This window comes from Streptomyces sp. NPDC058257 (assembly GCF_042881845.1).
Taxonomy (GTDB): domain Bacteria; phylum Actinomycetota; class Actinomycetes; order Streptomycetales; family Streptomycetaceae; genus Streptomyces.
This window is the reverse complement of sequence record NZ_JBHVXJ010000001.1, coordinates 928,206-952,732: the sequence shown is the minus strand read 5'-3', so window position 1 is coordinate 952,732 and position 24,527 is coordinate 928,206. Positions and strand designations below refer to the sequence as shown.

General features: G+C 70.6%; 21 protein-coding genes. 9 read left to right on the top strand and 12 right to left on the bottom strand.

Features of this window, described 5'->3' with window-relative positions:
• Nucleotides 1-177: 177 nt before the first annotated feature.
• Nucleotides 178-1,821: an acyl-CoA dehydrogenase family protein gene (locus ACFVXC_RS04105; RefSeq protein WP_389901199.1), complete on the bottom strand. Its 1,644-nt coding sequence runs from the start codon at nt 1,819-1,821 to the stop codon at nt 178-180.
• Between the two features lie 17 nt (nt 1,822-1,838).
• Between ACFVXC_RS04105 and ACFVXC_RS04100 the strand changes: the two genes are divergently transcribed.
• Nucleotides 1,839-2,981 carry a YihY/virulence factor BrkB family protein gene (locus ACFVXC_RS04100; protein ID WP_389901197.1) on the top strand — a complete coding sequence of 381 codons (1,143 nt, stop codon included), beginning with the start codon at nt 1,839-1,841 and terminating at the stop codon, nt 2,979-2,981.
• Here the strand turns inward: ACFVXC_RS04100 and ACFVXC_RS04095 are convergent.
• Nucleotides 2,941-3,552 (bottom strand): SDR family oxidoreductase, encoded by a 612-nt coding sequence (locus tag ACFVXC_RS04095; RefSeq protein WP_389901195.1) that lies wholly within the window; start codon nt 3,550-3,552, stop codon nt 2,941-2,943. The two genes, ACFVXC_RS04100 and ACFVXC_RS04095, sit on opposite strands and share 41 nt — an antisense overlap.
• A 205-nt stretch (nt 3,553-3,757) precedes the next feature.
• Between ACFVXC_RS04095 and ACFVXC_RS04090 the strand changes: the two genes are divergently transcribed.
• Nucleotides 3,758-4,693: an AraC family transcriptional regulator gene (locus ACFVXC_RS04090; protein WP_389901194.1), complete on the top strand. Its 936-nt coding sequence runs from the start codon at nt 3,758-3,760 to the stop codon at nt 4,691-4,693.
• 65 nt (nt 4,694-4,758) lie between these two features.
• Nucleotides 4,759-5,487, top strand: a complete 729-nt coding sequence (locus tag ACFVXC_RS04085) for a DUF6597 domain-containing transcriptional factor (protein ID WP_389901192.1) — start codon at nt 4,759-4,761, stop codon at nt 5,485-5,487.
• On the opposite strand, the gene ACFVXC_RS04080 is transcribed toward ACFVXC_RS04085, so the two are convergent.
• The gene (locus ACFVXC_RS04080) at nt 5,459-5,875 is read right to left on the bottom strand and encodes a VOC family protein (RefSeq protein WP_389901575.1); all 417 of its coding nucleotides are present in this window, start codon (nt 5,873-5,875) and stop codon (nt 5,459-5,461) included. The genes ACFVXC_RS04085 and ACFVXC_RS04080 overlap by 29 nt on opposite strands.
• 143 nt (nt 5,876-6,018) lie before the next feature.
• Here ACFVXC_RS04080 and ACFVXC_RS04075 point away from each other — a divergent pair, with 143 nt between their 5' ends.
• On the top strand, nt 6,019-6,141 hold the full coding sequence (locus tag ACFVXC_RS04075; protein WP_389901190.1) for a hypothetical protein: 123 nt from the start codon (nt 6,019-6,021) through the stop codon (nt 6,139-6,141).
• Nucleotides 6,142-6,178: 37 nt separating this feature from the next.
• On the top strand, nt 6,179-6,601 hold the full coding sequence (locus tag ACFVXC_RS04070) for an NUDIX hydrolase (RefSeq protein WP_389901188.1): 423 nt from the start codon (nt 6,179-6,181) through the stop codon (nt 6,599-6,601).
• Here the strand turns inward: ACFVXC_RS04070 and ACFVXC_RS04065 are convergent.
• The 6 genes from ACFVXC_RS04065 to ACFVXC_RS04040 all read right to left on the bottom strand — a co-directional run bounded on the left by ACFVXC_RS04065 (nt 6,591) and on the right by ACFVXC_RS04040 (nt 15,504).
• Nucleotides 6,591-7,367, bottom strand: coding sequence for a hypothetical protein (locus ACFVXC_RS04065; RefSeq protein WP_389901186.1), 777 nt, complete (start codon nt 7,365-7,367; stop codon nt 6,591-6,593). The genes ACFVXC_RS04070 and ACFVXC_RS04065 overlap by 11 nt on opposite strands.
• 41 nt (nt 7,368-7,408) lie before the next feature.
• Nucleotides 7,409-8,788 (bottom strand): hypothetical protein, encoded by a 1,380-nt coding sequence (locus ACFVXC_RS04060; RefSeq protein ID WP_389901184.1) that lies wholly within the window; start codon nt 8,786-8,788, stop codon nt 7,409-7,411.
• 91 nt (nt 8,789-8,879) lie between these two features.
• Entirely contained in the window at nt 8,880-11,810 is a 2,931-nt protein-coding gene (locus tag ACFVXC_RS04055; protein ID WP_389901182.1) for a glycoside hydrolase family 2 TIM barrel-domain containing protein, read from the bottom strand.
• A 172-nt stretch (nt 11,811-11,982) separates the two neighbouring features.
• Complete coding sequence (locus ACFVXC_RS04050; RefSeq protein WP_389901180.1) at nt 11,983-12,846, bottom strand: ANTAR domain-containing protein; 864 nt, start codon at nt 12,844-12,846, stop codon at nt 11,983-11,985.
• A 25-nt stretch (nt 12,847-12,871) separates the two neighbouring features.
• Entirely contained in the window at nt 12,872-14,905 is a 2,034-nt protein-coding gene (locus tag ACFVXC_RS04045; protein ID WP_389901178.1) for a CheR family methyltransferase, read from the bottom strand.
• Nucleotides 14,905-15,504 carry a chemotaxis protein CheB gene (locus tag ACFVXC_RS04040; protein WP_389901176.1) on the bottom strand — a complete coding sequence of 200 codons (600 nt, stop codon included), beginning with the start codon at nt 15,502-15,504 and terminating at the stop codon, nt 14,905-14,907. The genes ACFVXC_RS04045 and ACFVXC_RS04040 overlap by 1 nt, the downstream gene beginning before the upstream one ends.
• 173 nt (nt 15,505-15,677) lie before the next feature.
• On the opposite strand from ACFVXC_RS04040, the gene ACFVXC_RS04035 reads away from it, so the two are divergent.
• Complete coding sequence (locus ACFVXC_RS04035; RefSeq protein WP_389901175.1) at nt 15,678-18,230, top strand: polysaccharide lyase family 8 super-sandwich domain-containing protein; 2,553 nt, start codon at nt 15,678-15,680, stop codon at nt 18,228-18,230.
• Between the two features lie 16 nt (nt 18,231-18,246).
• Here ACFVXC_RS04035 and ACFVXC_RS04030 read toward each other — a convergent pair whose 3' ends face one another.
• From ACFVXC_RS04030 to ACFVXC_RS04020, 3 genes are all read right to left on the bottom strand, one after another.
• Nucleotides 18,247-18,441, bottom strand: a complete 195-nt coding sequence (locus ACFVXC_RS04030; RefSeq protein WP_389901173.1) for a ferredoxin — start codon at nt 18,439-18,441, stop codon at nt 18,247-18,249.
• A gap of 18 nt (nt 18,442-18,459) precedes the next feature.
• Nucleotides 18,460-19,686, bottom strand: coding sequence for a cytochrome P450 (locus ACFVXC_RS04025; protein WP_389901171.1), 1,227 nt, complete (start codon nt 19,684-19,686; stop codon nt 18,460-18,462).
• Between the two features lie 135 nt (nt 19,687-19,821).
• Entirely contained in the window at nt 19,822-20,835 is a 1,014-nt protein-coding gene (locus tag ACFVXC_RS04020) for an AraC family transcriptional regulator (RefSeq protein WP_389901169.1), read from the bottom strand.
• Nucleotides 20,836-20,905: 70 nt separating this feature from the next.
• Here ACFVXC_RS04020 and ACFVXC_RS04015 point away from each other — a divergent pair, with 70 nt between their 5' ends.
• The 3 genes from ACFVXC_RS04015 to ACFVXC_RS04005 all read left to right on the top strand — a co-directional run bounded on the left by ACFVXC_RS04015 (nt 20,906) and on the right by ACFVXC_RS04005 (nt 24,509).
• Nucleotides 20,906-22,480, top strand: a complete 1,575-nt coding sequence (locus ACFVXC_RS04015; protein ID WP_389901167.1) for a flavin-containing monooxygenase — start codon at nt 20,906-20,908, stop codon at nt 22,478-22,480.
• A 108-nt stretch (nt 22,481-22,588) separates the two neighbouring features.
• Nucleotides 22,589-22,936 (top strand): CATRA system-associated protein, encoded by a 348-nt coding sequence (locus ACFVXC_RS04010; protein WP_389901165.1) that lies wholly within the window; start codon nt 22,589-22,591, stop codon nt 22,934-22,936.
• A gap of 43 nt (nt 22,937-22,979) precedes the next feature.
• A complete protein-coding gene (locus tag ACFVXC_RS04005) occupies nt 22,980-24,509 on the top strand; it encodes a CATRA conflict system CASPASE/TPR repeat-associated protein (RefSeq protein ID WP_389901163.1) in 1,530 nt (509 codons plus the stop codon).
• Nucleotides 24,510-24,527 lie beyond the last annotated feature (18 nt).

Genomic DNA, 24,527 nt, shown 5'->3' with positions numbered 1-24,527 from the left:
GCCGCAGCCGCCGACTTGCAACCGTCTGCAACCCTCGCGAACAGGCATGCGGCGGCCGAAGCTGAGGTCAACGCCGTTCACGCGGCGTTGACGCTCCTCATCGGGGCTTGAGGGCGGGGGTGACGCCGTGTCGGCGCGGCATCACCCCCGCTACTCCTCCCGCCCACGCCCTCCCGCCTACTGCGTCCCGCCGCCGGGCGCCGCCCGCTCCACCACGGCGGCAAGGTCGAGCGTGTGCGGCAGCGTGCCGAACGCCGAGCCCCAGTCCCCGCCGAGCCGCGAGGCACAGAACGCGTCGGCGACCTCCGCGGGCGCGTACCGAACGAGCAGCGAACCCTGGAGCACCAGCGCCATCCGCTCCACGAGCCGACGGGCCCGCGCCTCGATGCCGTCCAGGTCGGCCAGTTCGGTGAGCAGCGCCTTGATCGCGCCGTCCAGGCGGTGATCGGCGCCGCGCGCGACGCCGACCTCCTGGAGGAAGGCGTTCAGCGCCTGCGGCTCCCGCTGCAACGCACGCAGCACATCAAGGGCCTGTACGTTCCCCGAGCCCTCCCAGATCGAGTTGAGCGGCGACTCGCGAAGCAGCCGCGGCATCCCCGACTCCTCGACGTATCCATTGCCGCCGAGGACTTCGAGGGCCTCCACCACGAGCGGCGTGCAGCGCTTGGTCACCCAGTACTTCGCGGCCGGCACGGCGATCCGCAGGAACGCCCGCTCCTGCTCGCTCCCGTCGTCGTACGCGGCCGCGAGCCGCAGCGCGAGCGTCGTGGCCGCCTCCGACTCCAGGGCCAGGTCCGCCAGTACGTTGCGCATGAGGGGCTTGTCGATGAGCTTGCCGCCGAACGCCTCGCGGTACGTGGCGTGGTGCACCGCCTGTGCCACGGCCTGCCGCATGAGCGCCGCCGAGCCCACGACGCAGTCGAGCCGCGTGGCCGCCACCATGTCGATGATGGTGCGCACCCCGCGCCCCTCGTCGCCGACCCGGCGCGCCCATGTCCCGTCGAACTCGACTTCACTGGACGCATTCGACTTATTTCCCAGTTTGTCCTTCAGGCGCTGAATGGCGAAGGCATTACGGGTGCCGTCGTCGAGTACGCGCGGCACAAGAAAGCACGTAAGTCCCGCATCGGTCTGCCCGAGCACGAGAAAGCCGTCGGACATGGGTGCGGAACAGAACCACTTGTGCCCCGTGAGTTCATAGGCGCCCTCTTCCGCGAGAGCACGCGCACGTGTCGTATTCGCGCGCACATCGCTTCCGCCCTGTTTCTCCGTCATACCCATCCCGAAGAGCACTCCGGCCTTCTGGGACGCGGGCCTGAGCCCTTCGTCGTAGACCACGGAAGTGAGCCGTGGCTCCCACTCGGCGGCGAGCGCGGGATCGGCCCGCAGTGCGGGCACCGCCGCGTGCGTCATCGACACCGGACAGCCGTGCCCCGCCTCGACCTGCGACCACACCAGGAACCCGGCCGCGCGCCGCAGATGGCCCCCGGGTCGCGACCAGGCGGTGGTCAGCCCCGACGACACCGCCTTGCCGAGCAGTCGGTGCCACGCCGGATGGAAGGCGACTTCGTCCACGCGATTCCCATAGCGGTCATGGGTGTGCAGAACGGGCGGATTCTCATTGGCCAGAAACCCCCATTCCCGTGCCTGGGCCGAACCCGCGGTGCGCCCGAGTTCCGAGAGTTGCTCGCGCGCGGTACTGAGAAGAGCGGGATCCAGATGCCGCTCGACTCCCTCGGTGAGGGCGCGGTCCGACGTAAAGACGTCATATCCCACCAGGGGTGGAGCCTGGTTGGTCACTGTGTGGGTGCTGGCTGCCATGCCGCTACGGTAAGGAGGTGCACCAGGCAAAAGAAACACCCGGGAGGCCGAAGGGCCGCTGGAACCGGGCCCGCGCTCTCTACAGCAACGTCTCCAAGCGCAGGACTGCCTGGCTGCTGCTCAAGGACACGGTCAACTCGTGCGTGGAATACCGGATCCTGGGTCTCGCGGCCGAGGCGGCGTTCTTCACTCTGCTCTCCGTGCCGCCGCTGCTCCTCAGCCTGATCGGCCTGCTCGCGTACGTGGACCGGTGGACCGGCGCGAACACCATCGCCAGCGTCGAGAACAACATCCTCGAAGCGTCCCGCACCGTCCTCTCCGACAAGGGCGTCAGCCAGATCGCGCAGCCGATACTGGAGGACGTCATGCGCGTCGGCAGGCCCGACGTCATCTCGATCGGTTTCCTGTTCGCCCTCTGGTCGGGCTCGCGCGCCGTGAACGTCTTCATCGACACGATCACGGTCATGTACGGCCTGGACGGCGCGCGCGGCATCGTGAAGACCCGGCTGCTCGCGTTCGGCCTGTTCATCGTGGCGCTGCTGATCGGTTCGGTGGCGCTGCCGCTGATGGTGGCGGGGCCTGACGCGGTGGTGAAGCTGGTGCCCGGCTCCACGACGGTGGTGCAGGTCCTGTACTGGCCGGTGGTGACGCTGCTTTCGGTGGTGTTCCTGACGACGCTCTACCACGTGTCCGTGCCGGTGAGGTCGCCCTGGGTGGAGGACATGCCCGGTGCGCTCGTCGCCCTCGGGATGTGGGTCCTGGGGAGTTTCCTGCTGCGGATCTACCTGACGAGCACGGTCGAAGGTCCGACGATCTACGGCTCGTTGGCGGCGCCGGTCGCGGTGCTGCTGTGGATCGGCGTATCGGCGTTCGCGGTCCTTGTGGGGGCCGCGGTGAACGCCGCGATCGACCGGGTGTGGCCGTCCGTCGCCACGGCTGCCGCGCGAGCGGCCAATGACCGCATACGGGAGGCGCGGGCGGTGGAGGTGGTGGCCCGCGCTGCCGCCGCGCGGGAGGCTTCCACGGACCCCGACGACCAGGACATGCCGTCCGAGTTCCCCGAGCGGTGGTCGCGGTTCCTGCCCCCGGACGACGTCTCCTCGCGGTTGCGTACGCACGTCAAGAAGCCTGGGGGGAGCGGGGAGACGCCGCCGGAGTAGGGGCCCGGACGGGCTGGAATTCCGGCCCGTCCCGCGTGCGAACGTACCGAATCTCCCGTCCCGTAGCCGCCGAGACCTCGGCCACCGCATCGCGGAACGAGAGCGGCCGCGGCCCCGAGACCTGCACGCCCCGTCCCGCGTAGCCCGAGCCGGGGCGCGGCACCGCCACCACCACATCCGCGATGTCCCGCGAGTCGATGAACGGTTCGAGCACTTCCCTGGCGGGGAACACCAGTTCCCCGGCCCGCATGCCCTCAAGCAGCGGTCCCTCGCTCAGGTTCTGGGCGAACCAACTCGCCCGTACGACAGTCCACTGGGCCCCGGACTCCCGCACCGCCCGCTCGGCGGGCTCCGCCTGGTCCTCGCCCCGCGCGGACAGCAGTACAAGGTGCCGCACCCCCGGTTCCACCGCCCGCCGGGCCGGCGCCCCCACCGCCTCGCCCGCACCGGGCGCGCCGACGTCCGGCAGGTACGCGAGGTACGCCGCGTCCGCGCCCCGCAGCGCGTCGTCCCAGGTCGAGGGGTCGTACCAGTCGAACTTCACCGCCCCCGACCGCGAAGCGGCCCGCACCGTGCGTCCCGCCGCCCGTGCGTCCCGCCGCCCGCGCGGCCTGCGCGACCCGGCGTCCGGTCTTGCCGGAAGCGCCCGTGACCAGGAGTGTCATCTTCTGCGTCGGTGACGCGTTCTTCGTCGTGCGTCCCAGTCAACTGCCGCCCGCCGCAAGGAGCCATCCGCCAGGGGCTCACCCCCCTGCGCGTGCGTCTACGCTTCCGGCATGGACGTACTCGCAGGCTTGCTGGAGGGCCCGCGCGCGCGGGGAGCCTTCATGATCCGCGCGTGTTTCGACCCGCCCTGGTCCGTCCGCATCGCGGACGAGGCGCCCCTCTCGGTCATGATCATGGTGCGTGGCACCGCCTGGATCGTGCCCGACGGCGCCGAACCCCAGCTGATCCGTCCCGGCGACGTCGCCGTCGCGCGCGGCCCCGACCACTACACCGTCGCCGACGAGAAGGACACGCCGCCCAGGGCCGGGATCCAGCCCGGCCAGCGCTGCGTACCCCTCGGCGGCACACCGGTCGGGCAGTACCAGGACCTCGGCCTGCGCACCTGGGGCGAATCGCTCGACGGCGGCGCCGAGATGCTGATCGGCACCTATCCGGCGCGCGGCGAGATCACCGGACGGCTCCTGGACGCGCTGCCCGCGCTCCTGGTGCTGCCCACGGACGTGTGGGACTGCCCGCTCACCCCGCTGCTCGCCGACGAGCTGGCCAAGGACGAGCCGGGGCAGGACGTCGTGCTCGACCGGCTGCTCGACCTGCTGATGATCGCCGCGCTGCGCGCCTGGTTCTCCAGGCCGGAGGCGGAGGCGCCCGCCTGGTACCGGGCGATGGGGGACCCGATCGTCGGACAGGCGATCCGGCTGCTCCAGGACGACCCGGCGCACCCCTGGACGATCGCCGCGCTCGCCGCGAAGGCCGGGGTCTCGCGGGCCGCGCTCGCCCGGCGGTTCACCGAGCTCGTGGGGGAGCCGCCGATGGCGTACCTGACGGGCTGGCGGCTCGCGCTCGCCGCCGACCTGTTGCGGGACGGCGAGCAGACGATCGGCGCGATCGCACGGCGCGTCGGGTACGGCAGCGCGTTCGCCCTGTCCAGCGCCTTCAAGCGCGTGTACGGGGTCAGCCCGCAGGAGCACCGCTCACGGGCCGTGTAGTTCCTGAGCGGTGACTCTTGGCGGTGTCTCTTGGCGGTGTCACCGAGCGGCGTAACCTTGAAGGCGTGTCGTCCGAGACCGTCGAGTACGCGGAGCGGCCGTCCCGTGTCGCGGGAGCGGTCCTGTGGACCCGCACCAGCGGTGGTGAGGCCGACGGCGCCCGCCCCGTCCTCCCCGACGGCTGCATGGATCTGCTGTGGGCCGACGGCACGCTCCTGGTGGCCGGGCCCGACACCCGCGCGCACCGGCCCGAAGCGAAAGCGTCCGCCCGGTACGTGGGCATCCGTTTCTACCCCGGCACCGCCCCCGCCTTCCTCGGCGTGCCCGCGCACGAACTCCGCGACCGGCGTGTCGACCTCGCCGATCTGTGGCCGTCCGCCGCCGCCCGTCGCCTGACCGAGCGCATGGACGCGGCGCGCGATCCGGCCGCCGTCCTGGAGTCCGTCGCCCTTGAGCGCGCGGTCGGGACGGAGCCGCCCGACCCGTTGCTCGCTCATGTCGTGAAGGCGCTGGACGCGGGGCGGTCCGTCGCGGCGACCGCCGAGGAGGTCGGCGTCAACGCCCGCCTCCTGCACCGGCGTTCACTCGCGGCGTTCGGCTACGGACCCAAGACGCTCGCCCGTGTCCTGCGGCTCCAGCGTGCGCTCGCCCTGGCCGGCGGGGGTCTGACGTACGCGGAGACGGCTGCCGTGGCCGGTTTCGCCGACCAGGCCCATCTGGCGCGCGACGTGAAGGAGTTGGCCGGCATGCCGCTGGGGGAACTGCTCAGCCCGCGGCCGGTCCGGACGGCGTAGAGAGCGGCGCGAACAGGTCGACGCCGTTCCCGTCCGGGTCGAGGACGGAGGCGTACCGCTGGCCCCAGAAGGCGTCCCACGGCTTGAGCTCACCGTGATGTCCGGCGTCGACCAGCTCGTCGTACGCCGTGTCGACGCCCGCCGGAGTCTCGCAGTGGAACGCGAGCCCGATGCGGCCCGCGCTCCGCGGGGGCTCCCAGTTCTCGGTGAAGGAGCGGACCGTCTCCTCCGTGTCGAACGCGATGCGCAGACCGCCGGGGAGCGCCGCCTCGACATGCGGCTGATCCTGGGAACCCTCGGGGAACTCCAGGCCGAGGCGGCGGTAGAAGGCGAGCGTCGCGGCCATGTCGGAGACGACGATGCCGATCAGATCGAAGCGGGGTGTGATCTTCGTGTTCATGCCTCGCAGCCTAGGCAGCCGCCCCACGCCCGTCTTGAAGAAAACGGACGCCGCGCCAAACGGACGCCGCGCCACTCCTTGCCGCCGACTCCGGCGTGTCGCTGCTCTGCACCGGCCGCTACCCCCGTGGGATGTACGACCTCAACATCGGTCCGCACCGCTGGGTGGCGCGCGTCCTGGCCTATGGCCTGCTGCTCACGGACGTATATCCGCCCTACCGCCTCGATCAGGGAGAGCTGGAGCCCCTCGGGTGACTGTCCCGGTCCGCGAATCCTCGCTACGGTGGATGCCATGGACTTGCCGAGCGTGCCGAGCGAAAACCGACTCGCGGCTGCTGTAGTGGCGCACCAGGGGCGTGTGCTGCTGGTGCGGCGCAGCGAGACCGAGCGGTTCCTGCCGCGCGTGTGGGGCGTCCCCTGCGGAAAGCTGGAGCCGGGCGAGAGTCCGCTGGACGGCGTGCTGCGGGAGCTGAAAGAGGAGACCGGACTGCTCGGCGAGGTGCTCCGCAAAGTCGGTGAATCGTCCTTCGTCAGCCAGTACCGCGGGCACGAGGTCAAGAACTGGCAGGACAACTTCCTGGTCAGACCGCTGAGTTTCGAGGTGTCTCTGCCGCTGCCCGACCAGGAGCACCGGTGGCTCGCCCCGGCCGACCTCGGCACGGTCGAGATCGACGACTACAACATGGACATCGTGCGGCAGGCGTTCACCGGCTGATCAGTTCCGCCAGCGACTCCAGCTCCGCCAGATACTCGTCCATCTCCATCGGCCGCTTGGCGACCGCCTCCGCGCGGCTGCCGACCTCCGCGCCCGCGTCCGCGAACACGTCCGCGAACACGTCCGTGTAGCGCCGCCGCCCCGCCCCCGTCTCCAGGAACAGGGTCACCGCCGTCCCCTCCGACGCGCACCACGCACGGTGCAGGGCGTGCGACGGCAGACCGTAACCGCTGCCCGTCCCGTACTCCGCCGTCTGCGTGAGCCGCAGCCGCGCAGGTCCGGCGGGCTCAAGGAGCCAGTGGCCCTCAACGTCCGACAGGGACTCCCGGTACCAGGACGCCGCGAGACCGCTCTCACTCTCACCGGAGTCGGACCCCACCGGCTCGCGCAAGGGCTCGTACAGCTCCATGCCGAGTGTCCCCCGCACCACGTAAGAGGCGAGCGCCGAACGGTGGTTGTGGATGTCCTCGCGGCCTGCCGAGCGCGGGCCCGGGTGCCAGACGTGGGCGCGCAGCTTGTGCCGCGGACCCCCGTCGATCAGGAGCAGCTTGTCGAAACCGAGGACGTGGCGGTACGAGAGGAGCGCGCACTCCGAAGGGGCGCCGCCGCTCGCCGCCAGTTCGCGCACCAGGCCGCAGAGGCGCCCGGGGGAGCCGAGTTCGGCGACGACCGCACGCGCCGCCCGCACCAGTCGCTCCTCCGGCAGCGCCGTGTCCAGGGCCCCTTCGAGCAGACGCCGGGCCCTTTCGACGTGCCGACCACCCATGCGGTCACTCTTCCCCTCGGTCGCGAGCGCGCCGCCGGGGATCATCCACCCGGCTGATACATCCATACGGCATGGGCCCGCAGCGCCGAAAGCCCTTGATAGGTCATCCACATCGGGCGGCCGAGATCGTACCCGTCCCAGTTCCAGATCCCGGCGTCCTGCTGGCGCCACACCGCGCCGACCGCCCCCGCCACCAGCGCGTGCCACGCGTCCTCGCGGCCCTCCTCCGAAGCGATCTCCCAGGCGCTCGTCGTGAGCAGCGCGCGCATCATCCAGGCGGCGGTGAAGTGCCGTACGGAGAGCACCTCCTGGCGCCAGGAGTCGACGGGGTGCGGGCGGCGCACCTCCTCCTGGGTGTTGCGCAGATCGGCGCACTCCTCGTGCTCGGGCGCCGGGCAGGCGAGCAGCCAGCGGATGCCGTCCTCGCGGGCCGCGCGGGTGTTGCTGTCCTCGCCGAGTACGCGGGCGGCGCGGTCCAGGGCGACGACCGCCTGCGCGGTGTGCACCGCGGACGGCCGCGTGATCCGGGCGCGCAGGGCGGGGCCCCAGCAGCGCCGGTGCTCTCGCAGGGGATCCGTCACCGTCCGGTCGACCAGCTCGGCCCGCAGGCGTGCGAGGTCGGGGGAGCCCGGCGCCGCGCGCAGCAGGCCGCGCAGCATGGTCGTCACGACGTGGGTCCTGCCGAGCCCGGACGGCTCGATCTCCTCGGTGAAACGCGCCGCGCACTGCGCCGCCTCCTCCGCGAGCCTTTCCGGGTCCGCGCCCGCCCGTGCGAGCGCCCCGAGCACCAGGGCTGTCACCTCGGGGCGCGGCGTCGAGCCCTGGGAGCGCGCGGCCCAGCCGCCGTCGGCCAGGCGCAGCCGCCACAGGGTCTCCACCAGTTCCGATGCGCGCAACCTGCCGTCGGACACGCCGAGTTCGAGCGCGATGTGCAGTCCGTACGCCGTGCCGGTCGCAGTGGGCCGCACCGGTTGCGTCTGCTCGTCGAGTGCGTGCGCCCAGCCGGTGAGGCGGCCGCTCTCCGGGGTGTCGACGGTGGCGAGTTCGGCGATGAGTGTGGCATAGGTGGCGGCGGCGAGCAGCGGGAACGGGCCGGGGGCGGGAGCCGCCCGCGGCGACCTCGGAGCCGGCTGCCGGGTGAGGTCGTCCGCGTCCGCCCTGGCCCGGATCAGCGCGGCGGCGAGCCAGGCGGCGACACCCGTGCCGATGCCGCTGACCGCCGCGATGCCGTAGCGGGCGGTGTCGCCGGAGATCGAGTCCGGCAACACGCCCACCAGGGACTGGAACACCGCGTAGGCCGCCGCCACGCAGCCGAAGCCCCCGATCCACCCCACGAACCTGCCGGGGCGCGCGTCACCCGGCGAGGGAGGAGGAGTGGCCGACGGCCTCAACGGGCTGCGGCCGAGCCGCGGTTGTGACACGGGGTGCTCCCTCCCCCCAGGGTGGCACGTGGTTCGACGGTGACCTCCAGTCTAGTGCTGAGTCACCGGAAAACCCCGGTCAGGGCGAGGTTCACCCGGCCGGCGGCGGCATCGGCGGCACGGGTGGCTCATCCTCGGGCGTGGCATCGCGGTGCGCGAAAGTAAAAGTGAACTGTGCGGGTGCGGCGTGGAGTTCGTACTGCGGCAGGACCCCGGGCCCGCAGGACTGCGAGCCGATGCCGTGCTGGCCGTGATCGAGATGGACCCACACCGTCTCGCCGGGGGCCAGGTCCGTGCGGTGGGTGGCCGCGTCCAGCTGCTCGGTGGTCCAGCGGCGCGCGGTGAACCAGAAGGCGGGCTCGCCGATCACGCGCACGCCCTCACCGCTGAAGCCCGCCCGCAGCTCGGCCCGGCGGACGTCGGCACGGGCGCCGTTCTCCTGGGGGCGCACGTACGGGGTCTGCATCCGGTCGACCGGCATGAAGTGGTGGCCGATGTCGGACGCCGCCGCCGTGTCCGGGTACGCCTCGCCGTTGCCGCCGCCGAACCAGTGCGCGTAGCCGTACGCGGCGGGCAGCCCGAGCCGGATGCCGAGCCGGGGCAGCGGAACCTTCCACTCGCCCTCGGGCACCACGGAGACCGTGAGGCGCAGCCGGGTGCCGTCGGACGTCCAGTGGTAGGTGGTGCGCAGGCCGATGTCGCGCGACGCGGGCGCCACGCGGGTGCGGACGGTGAGCGCTTCGTCGGTCGACTCGACTGCGTCGAGCCGGTGTCGCATCCGATGCAGGCCGAGCTCGCGCCACACCAGGCCGTTGCGCTGTCCGCCCTGCCAGGACGCCCCGTTGTCGTTGTCGGTGGGGGCCCGCCAGATGTCCAGGCGCGGGGCGCTGGACAGGACGATGGTGCTCAGGGTGCGCAGTTCGCCGGTGCGGGCGTCGAAGGTGCCGGGGCCGAGGGTGATGAAGCGGCCGTCACTCAGGGGCCGTTCGCCGACGGCGGCGCGGACGGCGGGGCGCGGCGTCACCGCGAACTCGGCCCGCGCGACTACGTGATCCAGCTTCGTCCAGTTCGTGTCGACGACGCCCACCGCCGCCGTGAGACGCAGGAAGGTCTCGGCGGCGCGGCTCGCGGGCGGCGCGTCCGGCAGCTTCAGTTCGACGGATTCGCCGGGCCCGAGTTCCGGTGGCACGGCAAGCTCTCCGGCATCGGACGCCGCGCCGTCATCGCTGGTGTACGACCACTCGAAGGACAGGTGCGACAGGTCCGCGAAGTCGTGCAGGTTGGTGACCCCGACCGTCCCCGCGTCCGCGTCGTACGCGAAGCCCACCGGCTGGATGACGCGCTTGTACGTCTCGAGCCCCGGTGACGGCATCCGGTCGGGGAAGACCAGGCCGTCGCAGACGAAGTTGCCGTCGTGCAGCTCCTCGCCGAAGTCGCCTCCGTAGGCGTAGCCGAGCTCCGGGTGCGTGAAGCCGTGGTCGATCCACTCCCAGATGAAGCCGCCCTGATTGCGTTCATGGGCGTCGAACAGCGCCTGGTACTCGCTCAGACCGCCGGGGCCGTTGCCCATCGCGTGCCCGTACTCGCAGAGGATGAAGGGGAGCTGGAGCCGTGATGCCGGTCCTTCCGTGTCCTCGCGGCGGCCGATGCGATCGACCTCGGCATGGTCGGCGTACATGCGCGAGTACATGTCGGTGTACGCGCAGGACCGGTCGCCCTCGTAGTGGATGAGGCGCCCGGTGTCCCGTGCGCGGATCCAGCGGGCCATCGCGCTCAGGCCGCGGCCCGCCCCGCACTCGTTGCCGAGGGACCAGATGATCACCGAGGCGTGGTTCTTGTCGCGCTCGACCATGCGGGCCGCTCGGTCCAGGAGGGCGGGCGTCCAGCGGTCGTCGTCGACGGGGTTGTCGCGCCAGCCCTGCTCGGTGAAGCCGTGGGTCTCCAGGTCGCACTCGTCGACGACCCACAGGCCCAGCTCGTCGCAGAGGCCGAGGAAGGCGGGGTGCGGCGGATAGTGGCTGGTGCGGACCGCGTTGATGTTGTGCTGCTTCATCAGCAGGACGTCGGTGCGCATGGTGGCGAGGTCGAGCGCGCGCCCCGTCTCCGGGTGGAACTCGTGCCGGTTCACGCCGCGGAACAGGATCCGGCGGCCGTTGACCTTGATGACCCCGTCCTCGACGGCCACCGTACGAAAGCCGATCCGCAGCGGGACGCGCTCGCCCGCGGTGGCCAGGATCCCGTCGTAGAGGCGGGGCGTCTCGGCCGTCCACGGCTCGACGGCCACCGTCACCGACTCGCCCGTCGCGACATCGACCCCCAGCTCGGGCACGGTGATCCGGCCGTCCACGTCCGAGTCGACCCGCAGTGTCCCGGTCCCCGCGCGATGGTCGTACGAGGCGTGCGTGAAGAAGTCGAGCGCGCAGCTCTCGGGGCGGTGCAGCAGGGTCACGTCCCGGAAGATGCCCGGCAGCCACCACTGGTCCTGGTCCTCCAGGTACGAACCGGACGACCACTGGTGGACGCGGACCGCCAGGACGTTGCCCGAGGGCTTCAGGAGGTGGCCGACCGCGAACTCGTGCGGAAGCCGTGAGCCCTTGAACTCGCCGAGCTCCGTGCCGTTCAGCCAGACGCGGGCACAGGACTCGACGCCGTCGAAGCGCAGGGCGCCGCCCCCGGTCGCGGGCCAGCCGTCCGGCAGGTCGAAGGTGCGCAGGTGGTCGCCGGTCGGGTTCTCCGTGGGTACGCGGGGCGGGTCGACCGGGAACGGATAGACCATGTTGGTGTAGATGGGCGCGCCGTGCCCCTGCAGCACCCAGTGGCCCGGCACCGCCACGGTGTCCCAGGCCCCGGCGTCGAAGCCGTCCGAGGCGAAGGAGTCGTCGGCGGCGTCGGCGGTCGGGGAGAGCCGGAAGCGCCAACTGCCGTTCAGGGAGAGGGAGACGGCATCCGAGCCTGCGTACCACGCGCGGGGCGGGAGGCTGCCGGTGCCGGGGGATACGTCCTCAAGGTAGGGGAGCTCCATGACCTCCATCAGACAGCCCGGAGGCGGGACGTCACAACACGCACGCGGCGGGGGTTGTTGGATTCTCGGCGGGGGAGTTGGACGGATGACGCGGGTACTACGGATTTCGTCGCACATTGCCGATTATCCGGATGCAATCCCGACTGCCGTGAACGGGCCGGTGAGGCGTGGGTTATCGCAGCTTCAGTTCCCCGGAGATGACACGCTGCGCCACCGACTCCAGGGGCACACCCGAGGCGAAGGCCCGTGCCTTGATGAGCGCCAGGGCGTCATTGACCGAACCGCCCGTCTGCTCGGACAGCACGCCCGCGGCCTGGTGCACCGGGGCCCGCAGATCCGAGCCGCCGTAGAGTCCGGGATCCGCGTCCGGCCCTATCAGCACGCCGTCCGCCAGCGCGGCGGCGACCTCGCTGAACTTCCCCGACCTGGCGAGCGCCGACGGGGGATCGAAGACCGTGAGCACCCCTATGCAGCCCGACGACACCTTCAGCGGGAGCGCCGCGACCGAGGTCAGGCCGAGGGCGGCGATGCCGGAGCCGTAACCGGGCCAGCGGGTTTCGAGCACCGGGCCCGACGCGTACACCGCCAGTCGGGCGTGGACCGCGTCGCGTCCGGGGCCCGCCGTCAGGACGTACTCCAGATCCTGGGCGCCGCGTGAGGGCTGGTCCGAAGCGGCGACCGAGAGTTGGCTCAGATCGGGCCCGACGAGCGTGAGCGCGGCGCTGAGCGTTCCGCAGGCCTCCGCCACCCCCGCCATGAACAGGGGGGAGAGGAGGTCGTCTGTGCCTTCCGCCTCCACCAGTCGGCGGGCGTACGCCTGCTGGAGACGGGCCGTGGTGCGATGGCGTTCCGCGATCGCGTGGTGCCGCGTCGCCATCGTCGAGTGGAGCACGCGGCCGGTCTCCACGAAGAGCCGCTCATGGCGCTCGGCGGTCGCCGTCTCCTGCGTGGCGCGCTCGTCCGCTCGGACGGCACGCCGCCGGGCGGTGTCGGCCCGGCCGCCTGGCTCCGGTGAACTGCCCTCCATGGCGCTCATGTCCACCAGCGTACGACCTGCGGGGTCAGCTGCCCCCTGTGTCGGCGACATCTTCCATGAGGAGGACGACGCCGCCGTTGTGTCCGTCGAACGGAGAGCAGATGACCGAACAGTCGATGTTCCGTCCGATGCGGTTCACCGCGGGGATGACCACAGGGCCCGAACGCTTGCCCGACGCGACGCACTGCTGGATGACATCGCGCAGGCGGTCGGTGGGCAGCCCGAAGTCGAGGGCGAAGAAATGCTCGTCGATCACCTCGTCCGGGCGCAGCCCCCACAGGTCGACCGCGCCACGGTTCCAGTTCTTGGTGCGCATGTCGGCGGAGAGCACCACCACCCCGGCCGCGATACTGCTCACCACGCCCTCCAGGAAGGCATGCGCCTCGTCCAGATCAGTGGTGCGCAGCCGCATCTCGTCGTTCATCGTCTCGAGCTCTTCATTGCCCGACTGGAGCTCTTCGTTGGTGGTCTCCAGCTCCTCGTTCGTCGACTGGAGCTCTTCGTTGGTGGTCTCCAGCTCCTCGATGCTCGACTGGAGCTCTTCGTTGGTGGTCTCCAGCTCCTCGTTCGTCGACTGGAGTTCCTCGTACGCCGTCTCCAGGTCCTCACGCACGCGCTTGACCTCGGCCTTGAGGCGGGTGGACTGCGTGACGTCCAGGAACGTGACGTTGATGGCGACCGGCAGACCCGGACCGCCCGGCCCGCTCAGGATCGGCTGGATGTCGATGTCGAAGTACTGCAGATCGTTGCCGAGGCGGCGCTCCGCGCCGCGGACGTGCATCGGACGGCGTTCGTAGATGGCCTGGTCGATCAGGGAACGGAGCTCGGCCGGCCGGTAGGAGATCTCCAGATCCTGGAAGGGCCGCCCCACGTCGTTGGGCGTGAGGCCGAACTGGGCCCGCGCTCCGTGGTTGACCATGATGACGATTCCGTTGCTGTCCAGGGCGATGCTCGCCCCCGGCGACGAGTCCAGGACCAGGTCACGCAGCTGTACCGTCTGTGTGGCCTGCTGCCTCTCCATAGCCATGCCGACCCTGGCCTTCAGCGGGGGTGTCGCGGGGTACGGCGGCCCGTTGCCGCCGGGGCGGCGGCGGAAGACGCGCTGACGGATACTGACCGCCTCGAAGCGATCGGTGTCGTTCAGGAGCATCTCGGCCTTGCCGAGGAAGAGGTGCCCCCCTTCGCGCAGGGCGAAGTGGAAACGGTCGAGGATCTGGGTCTGCGCCTCCACGTTGAAGTACATCAGCGTGTTGCGGCAGACGAGCAGGTCGAGGCGGGAGATCGGGGCGTCACGGGTGATGTCGTGACGGCCGAAGATGACGCGGCGGCGCAGATCCGTCCGGAAGGCGTACTGAGTGCCGTTGCGCTCGAAGTACTTGTCGCGCAGTTCCTTGGACAGCGGCTCCAGAGCCTTCGCGGGGTACTGCCCCGAGCGGGCGTCACGCAGCGCTTCCTCGTCGACGTCCGTGGCGTAGATCTTGACGCGTTTCGTGCACTCCTCGACGCCGATTTCCTCCGCGAGCATTATGGCCAGGGAGTACGCCTCCTCACCGCTGGAACAGCCCGCGCTCCAGATCCGGATCTCCGCCTGCGGGCTGACGGTCTCGAGCAGCCGGGGGAGCACGTCGCGCCGGAGGAGGGCCCAGGCGTCCGGGTCGCGGAACACGGAGGTGACGTTGATCAGGATCGTGTTGAACAGGGCACGGAATTCGTCCGCGTCGGTCTCCAGGAGGTCGCGGTAGTCCGCGAAGCCCTGCACACCGACGTCTCCCATGCGCTTGCGGATGCGGCGGCCGAGGGTGGACCGCTTGTAGCCGGTGAAGTCGAATCCACGTGCGTCACGGATGAACCCGAGCAGACTCTCCAGGCCCGGGTCGACGAGCTGGGCGGGCTGTGCCTCGCGCGCCTGTCCCGTCCCCTGATCCGGCTGACGCTTCTGCTCCGCGTCACCCGTCCGCTCCGCCTCACGCGGCTTTTCCGTCCCGCTGTCCGGTTCCGGACGGCCCTGCGCCCCCGGCTCCGCGTTCTGCCCTGCCTCGGCGCCGGACGACTCACCCATCACTGCCTCTTGTCCTCTACCAGTCCGCGGATGGCCGCGGCGATTTCCTCGATACGGAGTACGAAGTCCACGGCTCCGGTCTCGACCGCGGCCTTGGGCATCCCCGCGAACTGTGCGCTCTGCGGATCCTCGGCGATCACGGTGCCGCCGCGCGACTTGACCGCCTCCACGCCCATGGCGCCGTCCATGCCGGTGCCGGTGATCACACAGGCGATGGCCTGCGGGCCGTACGCTCCGGCCACCGACTCGAAGAGCAGGTCGGCCGAGGGACGTACGAAGTGCACAAGCTTACTGTTCGACAGCGTCAGTATCCCCTCCGGCCCCACCAGGAGGTGCCGGTCGGGCGGCGCCAGATACACGGTCCCCGGCTCGATGCTCTCCTGGTTCTCGGCCAGCTTCACGATGAGTTCCGTGCGCCGGCTGAGGACCTCCGCGAGGAGCGTGCGGTGACGGGGATCGAGGTGCTGGACCACGAGGACGGGCACGGGCAGCTCGGAGCCGAGTGCGCCCAGGATCGTCACGAGACCCTGAATACCCCCGGCGGACGAAGCGATGGCCACGATGGCGAACGGCCCTGGTGTGTGCTCTTCCGACCTCACGCTGTCAAGGGTAGTCGCTGCCGGTCCGATCGGTACCGGGGCGCGGGACGGCGTTGCGCTCAGCCTTGTCGCCGTTCGGGGCGTCTGCTTGACTCCGCCCGCCAGAACGCCAGAACGCCAGAACGCCAGAACGCCAGAACGCCAGAACGCCAACCCAACCGGCGGAGGTCGCCATGGAGATCACCCGCAGACGTCTGCTGTCCGCTCTCTCGGCCGCCGGTCTCCTGTCGGTGCTCCCCGCGCTGCCCGTGAGCGCCGCGGAGGCCACGGCGGACAGCACCCGTCTCCTGGCCAACACCGTGGGGATCTTCGCGGGGACCACCGAGTCCAACGCGCGCCCCGAGACGGCCGCCAAGCTCCTCGCGATCGACAAGACGGCGCGGACGAACCTGAGGTCGATGGACGACGCGGGCGAGGGCGAGCTGTTCGCGGGCCTCGTGCTCGGCACGGACGAGACCAACCTCAACACGGCCTTCAAGCGGCTGTACGAGATCGCCCTCGCCACCCGCGCCCCGGGCACCCTCTCCGGCCTCTACGGCGACACCGCCGTGCAGCACCGGGTGATCGACGGCCTCGGATGGCTGCACGAGCGCTACTACGGCGATCAGTCCAAGGGCTACTACGGCAACTGGTTCCACTGGGAGATCGGCATCTCCCAGCACGTCAGCAAGACCCTCGCGCTCCTCGTCGACGAGGTGCGGAGCTACAAGCCCGACCTCGTCGCCACCTACGTCGCCTCGATGGACGCCTATCTGCGCAACGGCACCGGCGGCGACGTGAACCTCGACTCGCGCTTCCACACCGGCGCCAACCTCGCCGACATCACCACCAACCGCATCCTGCAGGGCGCGCTCATCGGCTCGGCGGCGGGCGAGGCCCGCATCCGCAAGGCGCTCACCGACCAGCTGACGGTCTTCGTCACCATCGACCCCTACGACCTCCGGCACGGGGTGACGGACGGCCATTACGCCGACGGCTCCTTCATCCAGCACGCCTCCGTCGCGTACACGGGATCGTACGGAAAAGGCCTGCTCACCCGCGTCGTGCAGACCCTCAAGATCCTCGACGGCACCGGCTTCGCGCACGGCGAGGAGCTGGTGCCGACGGTCGGACGGTGGGTGCGTGACGGGTTCGCGCCGCTCATCTTCGAGGGCTGGATGATGGAGATCGTCAAGGGGCGCGCGGTGTCGCGCCCCGACAGCGGCTACACGGACGTGGCGGTCGTCGTCGAGGCCGTCGTGGACCTCTCGTCCCTCTCCACCGGCGCCGACGCCACCGCCCTGAAGAGCTATGTGAAGCACATCAGGTCGACCTCGCGCGCCGCGCTCGACCCGACAGGATTCGTCTCGCCGGTCAGCGTCGTGCGCTACGCCGACATCATCGGCGACACCTCCGTGCCGCCCGCCGACCTGAACCCCGCGTCGCGCAGCGTCGCCTTCAACGCCATGGACAAGCACGTCCATCGCCGACCGGGCTACGCCTTCGCGCTCGCGCGCAGTTCCGACAGGATCAGCAAGTACGAGTACATGAGCGGCGAGAACCTCATGCCGTGGTTCCAGGGCGACGGCGCGTACTACCTCTATCTCTCCGGGCATGACCAGACCCAGGCGTACGGCGTCGACTACTTCACCACGGTCTCGCCGTACGGCCTCGCGGGCGTCACCGCCCCGGTCGAGCAGCGCCGGACGATCCCCGAGCTGTACGGGAAGCCGTTCTACGACAACCCCGGCCACCCCCTGAACTTCACCTCCTCCTCCGAGTCGCAGAACACGTACGTCTACTTCCCGCGCGGCACCAACCGGCACTCGGGGGGCGCGGTCCTCGGGGCGTACGGCGCGGTCGGGGCGGTGCAGTCAAGTGACGTCGCCTTCCGCGACCGGGAGCTGCTGCCGGACGACTTCGTGGTCTACCGGGGTGCGACGGCGACGAAGTCGTGGTTCCTGCTCGACGAGGAGATCGTGGTGCTCGCGGCGGGGGTGGGCGACGGCGCGGGGCGTGCCGTGACGACGACGGTCGACGCGCGCGTCGCGGCTCCGGACGACCAGATCTCCGTCACGGGCGAGCTGCGTGACGGCCGCCCGTGGAGCGGCGCGGGCACCGGTGACCTCCGGTGGCTGCGCTACGCCAACGCCACGCGCAGCACCTGCGTCGGCTACGTCTTCCTGGACACCCCCAAGGTGCGGGTCGCCCTGGGCGAGGTCACGCGCAGCCGCCGGATCGTCCGTACCGCGAACCCGGACACGGCGGTGACGCGTACGGTCCTCGGCGTGAGCGTGGACCGGGCCGCCGGGGCCCGGCCGCTCTCCCTGGCCTACGCGCTGGTGCCGAACGCGGGCGAGGCCGGACTGAGGTCGTACCGGGGCGGACAGCCGCTGAAGGTGCTCGCCAACACGGTCCGGCTGCAGGCCGTCAGCCACGCGGGCCTCGGCCTGACCGCCGCGAACACCTTCACGGCAGGCGGTCACGAGGTCGCCGGGCCCGCCGGGCTGCGGATCGAGGGCCCCGCCTCGGTGCTCGTACGGAGCGAGAAGCGGGGCCGGACCACCGTGGCCGTGTCCGATCCGACGATGGACCGCGACAGGGTCGGCGTGCTGCTGCGCGGCCGTTCCCCGCGCCGGGTCGAGGCCGACGAGGGGGTGCGCGTCAGCCGGGTCCACGGCGGGACCCGGATCGACGTCGACACCCACCACGCCTACGGACGCAGCTTCACGGTGACGCTGAGCTAGAGCCTGGACGGCTCGGTCAGGACTCGTCGACGGTGACGGCCTGCACCGGGCAGGCCCGTACGGCCTCACGCACCAGGGGGTCGCCGCCCCCGTCCTCGCGGCCGGGGAGCACCTCGCTGAAGCCGTCGTCGTCCTGGGTGAAGACGCTCGGGGCGGTGAGCGCGCACATCCCCGCACCCACGCACCGCTCCTGTTCGACATGAACCCGCACGCTCGTCTCCTTTCTCGCCTACCAGGTGACGGGGAGTTCGAGCATCCCCTGGATCGTGTCGCCCGGTTTGAACGGGATCTCCCGCGCGGGCACCGCGAGGCGAAGCTCCGGCATGCGCTCGAAGAGCGTCCGCAGGGCGATGTCGATCTCGGCGCGGGCGAGGTTCTGGCCCAGACACTGGTGAATGCCGAACCCGAAGGCCAGGTGGTGGCGGTCGGCTCGGTGGAAGTCCAGTTCCTCCGGTGTCTCGTACGCCGCGTTGTCGCGGTTGATGAGGGAGGTGGAGAAGATGACGCCGTCGTCCGCGCGGATGGTGCTGCCCGCGACATCGATGTCTTCCTTCGCCACGCGTAGCATTCCGTCCGCGATGGACAGGAAGCGCAGCAGCTCCTCGACGGCGGCGGGCATCAGCGTCTGCTCGGAGCGCAGTTCGGCGAGCTGCTCCGGGTGCTGGAGGAGCGTGAACGTGCCAAGGGAGATCATGTTCGCCGTGGTCTCGTGCCCCGCGACCAGCAGGATCGTCGCCAGGCTGACCAGTTCCTCGGGGTCGAGCGCCCCCACCGAGAGCTGCCGGTGGATGAGCTCGTCGAGGAGCCCGTCCCCCGGCTCCCGGCGCTTCTTGTCGATCAACGCGTAGAAATAGGCGTCGAGTTCGTCCCTCGCCCGCTCGGTGTCCTCTGCGAGGGGGCCGCGCAGCAGCCGGCGCGACTGCTCCTCGAAGAATTCGTGGTCGTCGTACGGCACGCCGAGCAGGGCGCAGATCACCATGGAAGGAACCGGCAGCGCGAACGCGCTGACCAGCTCGGCCGGTGACCCCTGTGCCTCCATGGCGTCGATGAGCCGGTCGACCGTCTCCTGGATCCGTGGGCGCAGAGCGGCGATCCGCTTCACCGAGAAGCTGGGGATCAGCATCCGGCGCTGGGTGTTGTGCACGGGGTCGTCGACGCCGAGCAGGGCGACACGGCGGTTGCGTATCTTCGCGAAGCGCTCCGTCGGCGCGGGGAACGCCTCGTTCTCGCGGTCGGTGGAGAGGCGCGGATCGATGAGCAGGTCACGGGCCGTCCCCTGCCCGGTGACCACCCAGACGGAACGTCCGTCGAACAGCCGGACCCGGGAGAGCGGACGGGCCTCGCGGAGTGGTTCGTACGCCTGCGGCGGGTGATAGGGGCACGTGCGGTCCTGTGGGAAGGCGACTGCTTCGGACGCGATTGCTGAGGTGGGTTCGGACGTGACTGATTCCGTCATGGACTTACCTCACAAGCGGAGGGGCTCCCTTTACCTGTCCCATTGGATGCCTGGGGCATCTACTTGGTCCACTCCACAATGAGCCAGATGGCGGCCTGTTCCGGGGGCGAATCTGGCCGGAATCAGACCCTCCGCTCAGCCCGCGGCTGCGTTGTTCCCGCTCCGTACCGCGCGCGGTGTCGCACCCCACCAGCGCCGACAGCAGCGGTTGAGAGCCGACTGCTCGGAGAGGCCGATGAGCAGGGCGATCTGGCCGAGCGGGAGGTCCGTGTCGATGAGATAGCGGCGGGCGGCGCCGCGCCGCTCCTCGTCGACGACCTCGGCGAACGTCGTGCCCGCCGCGCGCAGCCGTCGCTGGAGGGTGCGCGGATGGACGTTCAGGAGGCGGGCGACCGTCCCGATCCCGGGCGGCGACGTGCCGAGCGAACGCGCGACGACGGCGCGGACACCGCTGACGGCGTCCGTCTGCTCCCTGGGCAGTTGCTCGTCCAGGTACGCGAGCGCGAGGCGGCGCAGATGGGCGTTGCCCCCGCCGAGCGGCCGGTCGGCCAGGCTGAGCGGGACGCGCAGCAGGGCTGCCGGACGGTCCGCCTTCACGGGGACGCCGAAGAAGTCCTCGTACACCGAGAGCGGGGCGAGCAGGGGATGCGGCAGCTCGACCGAGCCGAGGCCGTACGGGCCGACCAGGTAGACGATGGCCCGGTGCATGAACCCCAGGGAGAGATCGATGCCCTGGGGCGGCGCCTCGACCCCCTCGCGCACTCCGTAGCGCAGGGCGGCCACCCCCGGGGTGCCGTACGGGTCCGGCTCAAGGCTGAGGCTCAGCGAGCGCGCGTGGACGAACAGATAGCGCGTGGTGCACTCCAGGGCGTCCCCGAGGGTGGCGGAGTTCTGGATGGCGAGCGCGAGGGCGCCGAGCATGCCGAGATCCTGCCGGGTCGCTATGCGCAGGCCGAGATCCGGACAGCCGAGATCCTCGGCGGCGAGCTCAAGTACCGTGGCCATCGCCTCCTCGGGCACCAGGAGGTCGTCCCCGTCGAGGGCGGCCGTGGGGCAGCCCGCCTGCCGGGCATAGGCTTCGGCGTCGCCGCCGAGCTCCGCCACCGTCGCGCGGAAACCGCGAAGACCCGCCGATCTGATCACGGACATGTCGTCCAGGGTCAAAGATCTGTCGTCCCGGGTCAATTCCTGCCGGGTGTGCTTCCGGACACTGAGGAGCATGACGCACACCGCAGACTCCAGCGCCGAAGGTACCGACGGCACCGCCGGTCTCGCTGCGCCGCCCGAGCACATCGACGTCGTGATCGTGGGCGCGGGCCTCTCCGGCGTCGGCGCCGCGTACCGGCTGCAGACCGAGTGCCCCGAGCGCTCGTACGCGATCATCGAGGCCCGGCAGTCCATGGGCGGAACGTGGGACCTGTTCCGCTACCCGGGTGTGCGCTCGGACTCCGACATGTTCACGCTCGGCTACGCCTTCAAGCCCTGGCGAGGCTCGAAGGTGCTCGCCGACGGCCACTCCATCCTGAGCTACATCAAGGACACGGCAGCGGAGTTCGGCATCGACCGCCACATCCGCTACGGGACCAAGGTCGTCGGCGCCGACTGGTCCACCGCGACGGCGCGCTGGACGGTGACGCTGGAGCGCGCCGATGAAGCCGGTGACCGCACCCTGACCACGGTCACCTGCGACTTCCTGTACTCCTGCGCGGGCTACTACAACTACGACCAGGGCCACGCCCCCGAGTTCCCGGGCGCCGAATCCTTCACCGGCACGGTCGTGCACCCGCAGTTCTGGCCCGAGGACCTCGACCACTCGGGCAAGCGCGTGATCGTCATCGGCAGCGGCGCCACCGCCGTCACGCTGGTGCCCGCGATGGCGGAGGGCGCCGCGCACGTCACCATGTTGCAGCGCAGCCCGACCTGGATCGGCTCGCTGCCCTCGCGGGACAGGCTGGCCGACGGCATCCGGGCCGTCCTGCCCGCGAACGCGGCCCACCGGGTGGTGCGGACGAAGAACATCCTCTTCGCCATCGGCCTCTACCAGTTCTGCCGCCGCAGCCCGAAGGCCGCACGGCGACTGCTCACCGGCCTCAACAAGCGCATCGTCAAGGACGACAAGCTGGTCGCCGACCACCTCACGCCGTCCTACGACCCGTGGGACCAGCGACTGTGCGCGGTGCCCGACGCCGACCTGTTCGAGGCCCTGAAGACGGGCGACGCCGAGATCGTCACCGACCACATCGACCGCTTCGTCCCCGAGGGCATCCGGCTGAAGTCCGGCCGCGTCCTGGCGGCCGATGTGGTCGTGACCGCCACCGGACTCCAACTCCTCGCGTTCGGCGGCATCGCCCCGCGCGTCGACGGACGACAGGTGGAACTGAACCGGCAGTTCGTGTGGCGCGGCGCGATGATGACGGGCGTCCCGAACTTCGCCGTCTGCATCGGCTACACCAACGCGTCCTGGACCCTGCGCGCCGACCTCACGTCCCGCCTCGTGTGCAAGGTGCTCAACCACATGCGCGAGCACGACTACGCGGCGGTGGAACCGAGGCCGACGAGCACTCTGAACGAACGCCCGCTGCTCGACCTGGCCTCCGGATACGTCCAGCGCTCCATCGACGCGTTCCCCCGACAGGGCGACCGCAGCCCCTGGAAGGTCCGGCAGAACTACGTGCTTGACGCGGCGTCGACGATGCGCACCAACTTGCGCAGGACACTGGCGCCCACGCCGGTGTCCGCTGTGCGGGGGGCCCGGGTGGCGGCGGCCGAGCAGCCCATCACTTCTCGCCGATAAGTGAGTTGACGCTCTGTCAGGCGATCTGTCAGGCGCTAATATTCATGTCTGAGGTGGGTGCCGGTAGGTTCCCGCGAGCGGGTGCGCGGCTAGTCGGGGGAGAGCTTCGTGAATCCACAGAAGATCATCGAGCGGCTCAGAGAGATCGAGGGCTGGCAGCAGCTCAGCGCGGAAGAGTGGCGCACCGTCGGTGACGTACTGGATCGGCTCGGCGCCGCGCTCCCCGAAGGGGACGACACCGAGATCAGGAGCGCACTCGCTCCGCTTGAGCCCTTGGAGCGAAAAGAGGCGCGCCGCGCGCGGGCCGAGTTGGGTGCGAAGGGTATAGCCATCCCGCCGCAGCAGCGGGAGAGGCGCAATCACCTGATCGAACGGCTCACCGCGGATCTACGCAGTCCGGAAGACCGTGGCCCAGGTGTCCCAGGTGGCCGCGAGGCCCGGGGCACGTCGGAGTGACCGGCTGTGTCCGAGCCGCAGGTCTGCCGGGCGGGCCCGCGGCATGAGCGGAATCACCAAGCCCGCTCTGCTGATCATGGCGTTCGCACCGGCTGATTCAGAAATCGGCAATCACTCGCGTAGTTATCTCGAGTCCCTGTGGCGAGCGTGTCGTTCGCTGGGCATGACCGATTCGATTCCGGGGATCCCGGCACCTGCGGATCACATCGATTTCGGCGCGGCGCACTCGACCACCGCCGAGTTCAAGGTGCTGGCGGCCGCGCGGCGGACGGCAGGCGCCTCCCTCTATTCCGCCTTCGCCTTCGCCGAACATGACGTCGTCGGCGTCGTCGCGCTGCTCGCGCCCAATGACTCGACGGCGGACCTCGCCCAGTGGAGTGACCTCGACGCCGAGTGGAGCGCAGCGGTGGCGGCCGTGGGCCTGCCGCCCCGGCCCTGGGGGATGATCGGCGAATTCCGTGTGTTCGAGGCTCTCTACGGACGCGGGTTCGGGCGGAGAGAGCGGGCGATGTGCGATCTCGTACGTCGGTATGCGCCCCGGACGGGGAGCGAGTCCTGGTGGACCGGCTTCGACCGCACGGAGCAGGGATTCGACGTATGGCGGTCAGCCGACACCGCCGGACAGGAAGGAGCCACCGACCTCTACGTCCTCGCACCCGCCCGCCAGGAGGTCGCCCTCGACGAGTGGGCCTGGGCAGTCGAGGGCGGGCACGGGCTGATGCCGCTCGCACGCTATCTGCTCCAGCTCTCGAAGATCCGCCACCAAGGACGGTTGTACGAGGCCTCGGGCGTGTCACACGCACAGATCGACGAGAGCGACAAGTGGACCGCAGCGCTCCTGCGGGAGCTCAAGTCCGCGACGCGGCGTCCTGTGCGCCTGGAGCGCGTCCTGAAGGCGTCGACGCTGGTCGACGAGGCGCAATTCGGCCCGCAGGGACTGCTGTGGACGATCACACGGCAGCGCCAGCTGAGCGGCAGCCTCTCGACCGCCGTCGCCAACATGCGCCTGCACACTCCGCGAGTCCGCAGACGCGGCACGGGGGCCTCCTGGACCGTGACCGACCTCGCCGAAGCCGAATGGCTCATCAAGCAGGTCGAGGAGGACCGGCTGCATCTGGAAGCCGTGCGTGAGCGGGCGGAGAGCGTGCGTACCGCCGTGTCGGGGCTTGTCGAGCGCGAACTCGCAGTACATCGAGGGTGGTTGACACTCGCCCAGACATCCGTTTTGGGGTCGATCCTCACCGCATTCACAGCGGTGCAGGCGATGGAGTACGAGTTGCCGATACGCGCGGTCCTCCAGTCCCCGGTCATCGCCGCAGTGGCGGCTCTTGCGCTCGCACTCCCCCTGGCCATGTTGCGCTTGGCGGGCGTCGCGCCCACCACCCCCCGATACAGACGGCTCGACTCGGGCGCCACGGGGTTGCTCGGCGCTGCCCTGGGATGGCTGGCCGTCACCGGTTGGGCAACGCGAGGAGGCGGGGAGCCGCCTGCCGCCGCGTGGACGCTCTCCGGAGCCTTCGTGGCCGGTCTGATCACCTTCCTCACGACACACCTCCTGACTCGACCGCGCTAGCTCTCCTGCGAGGAGTTC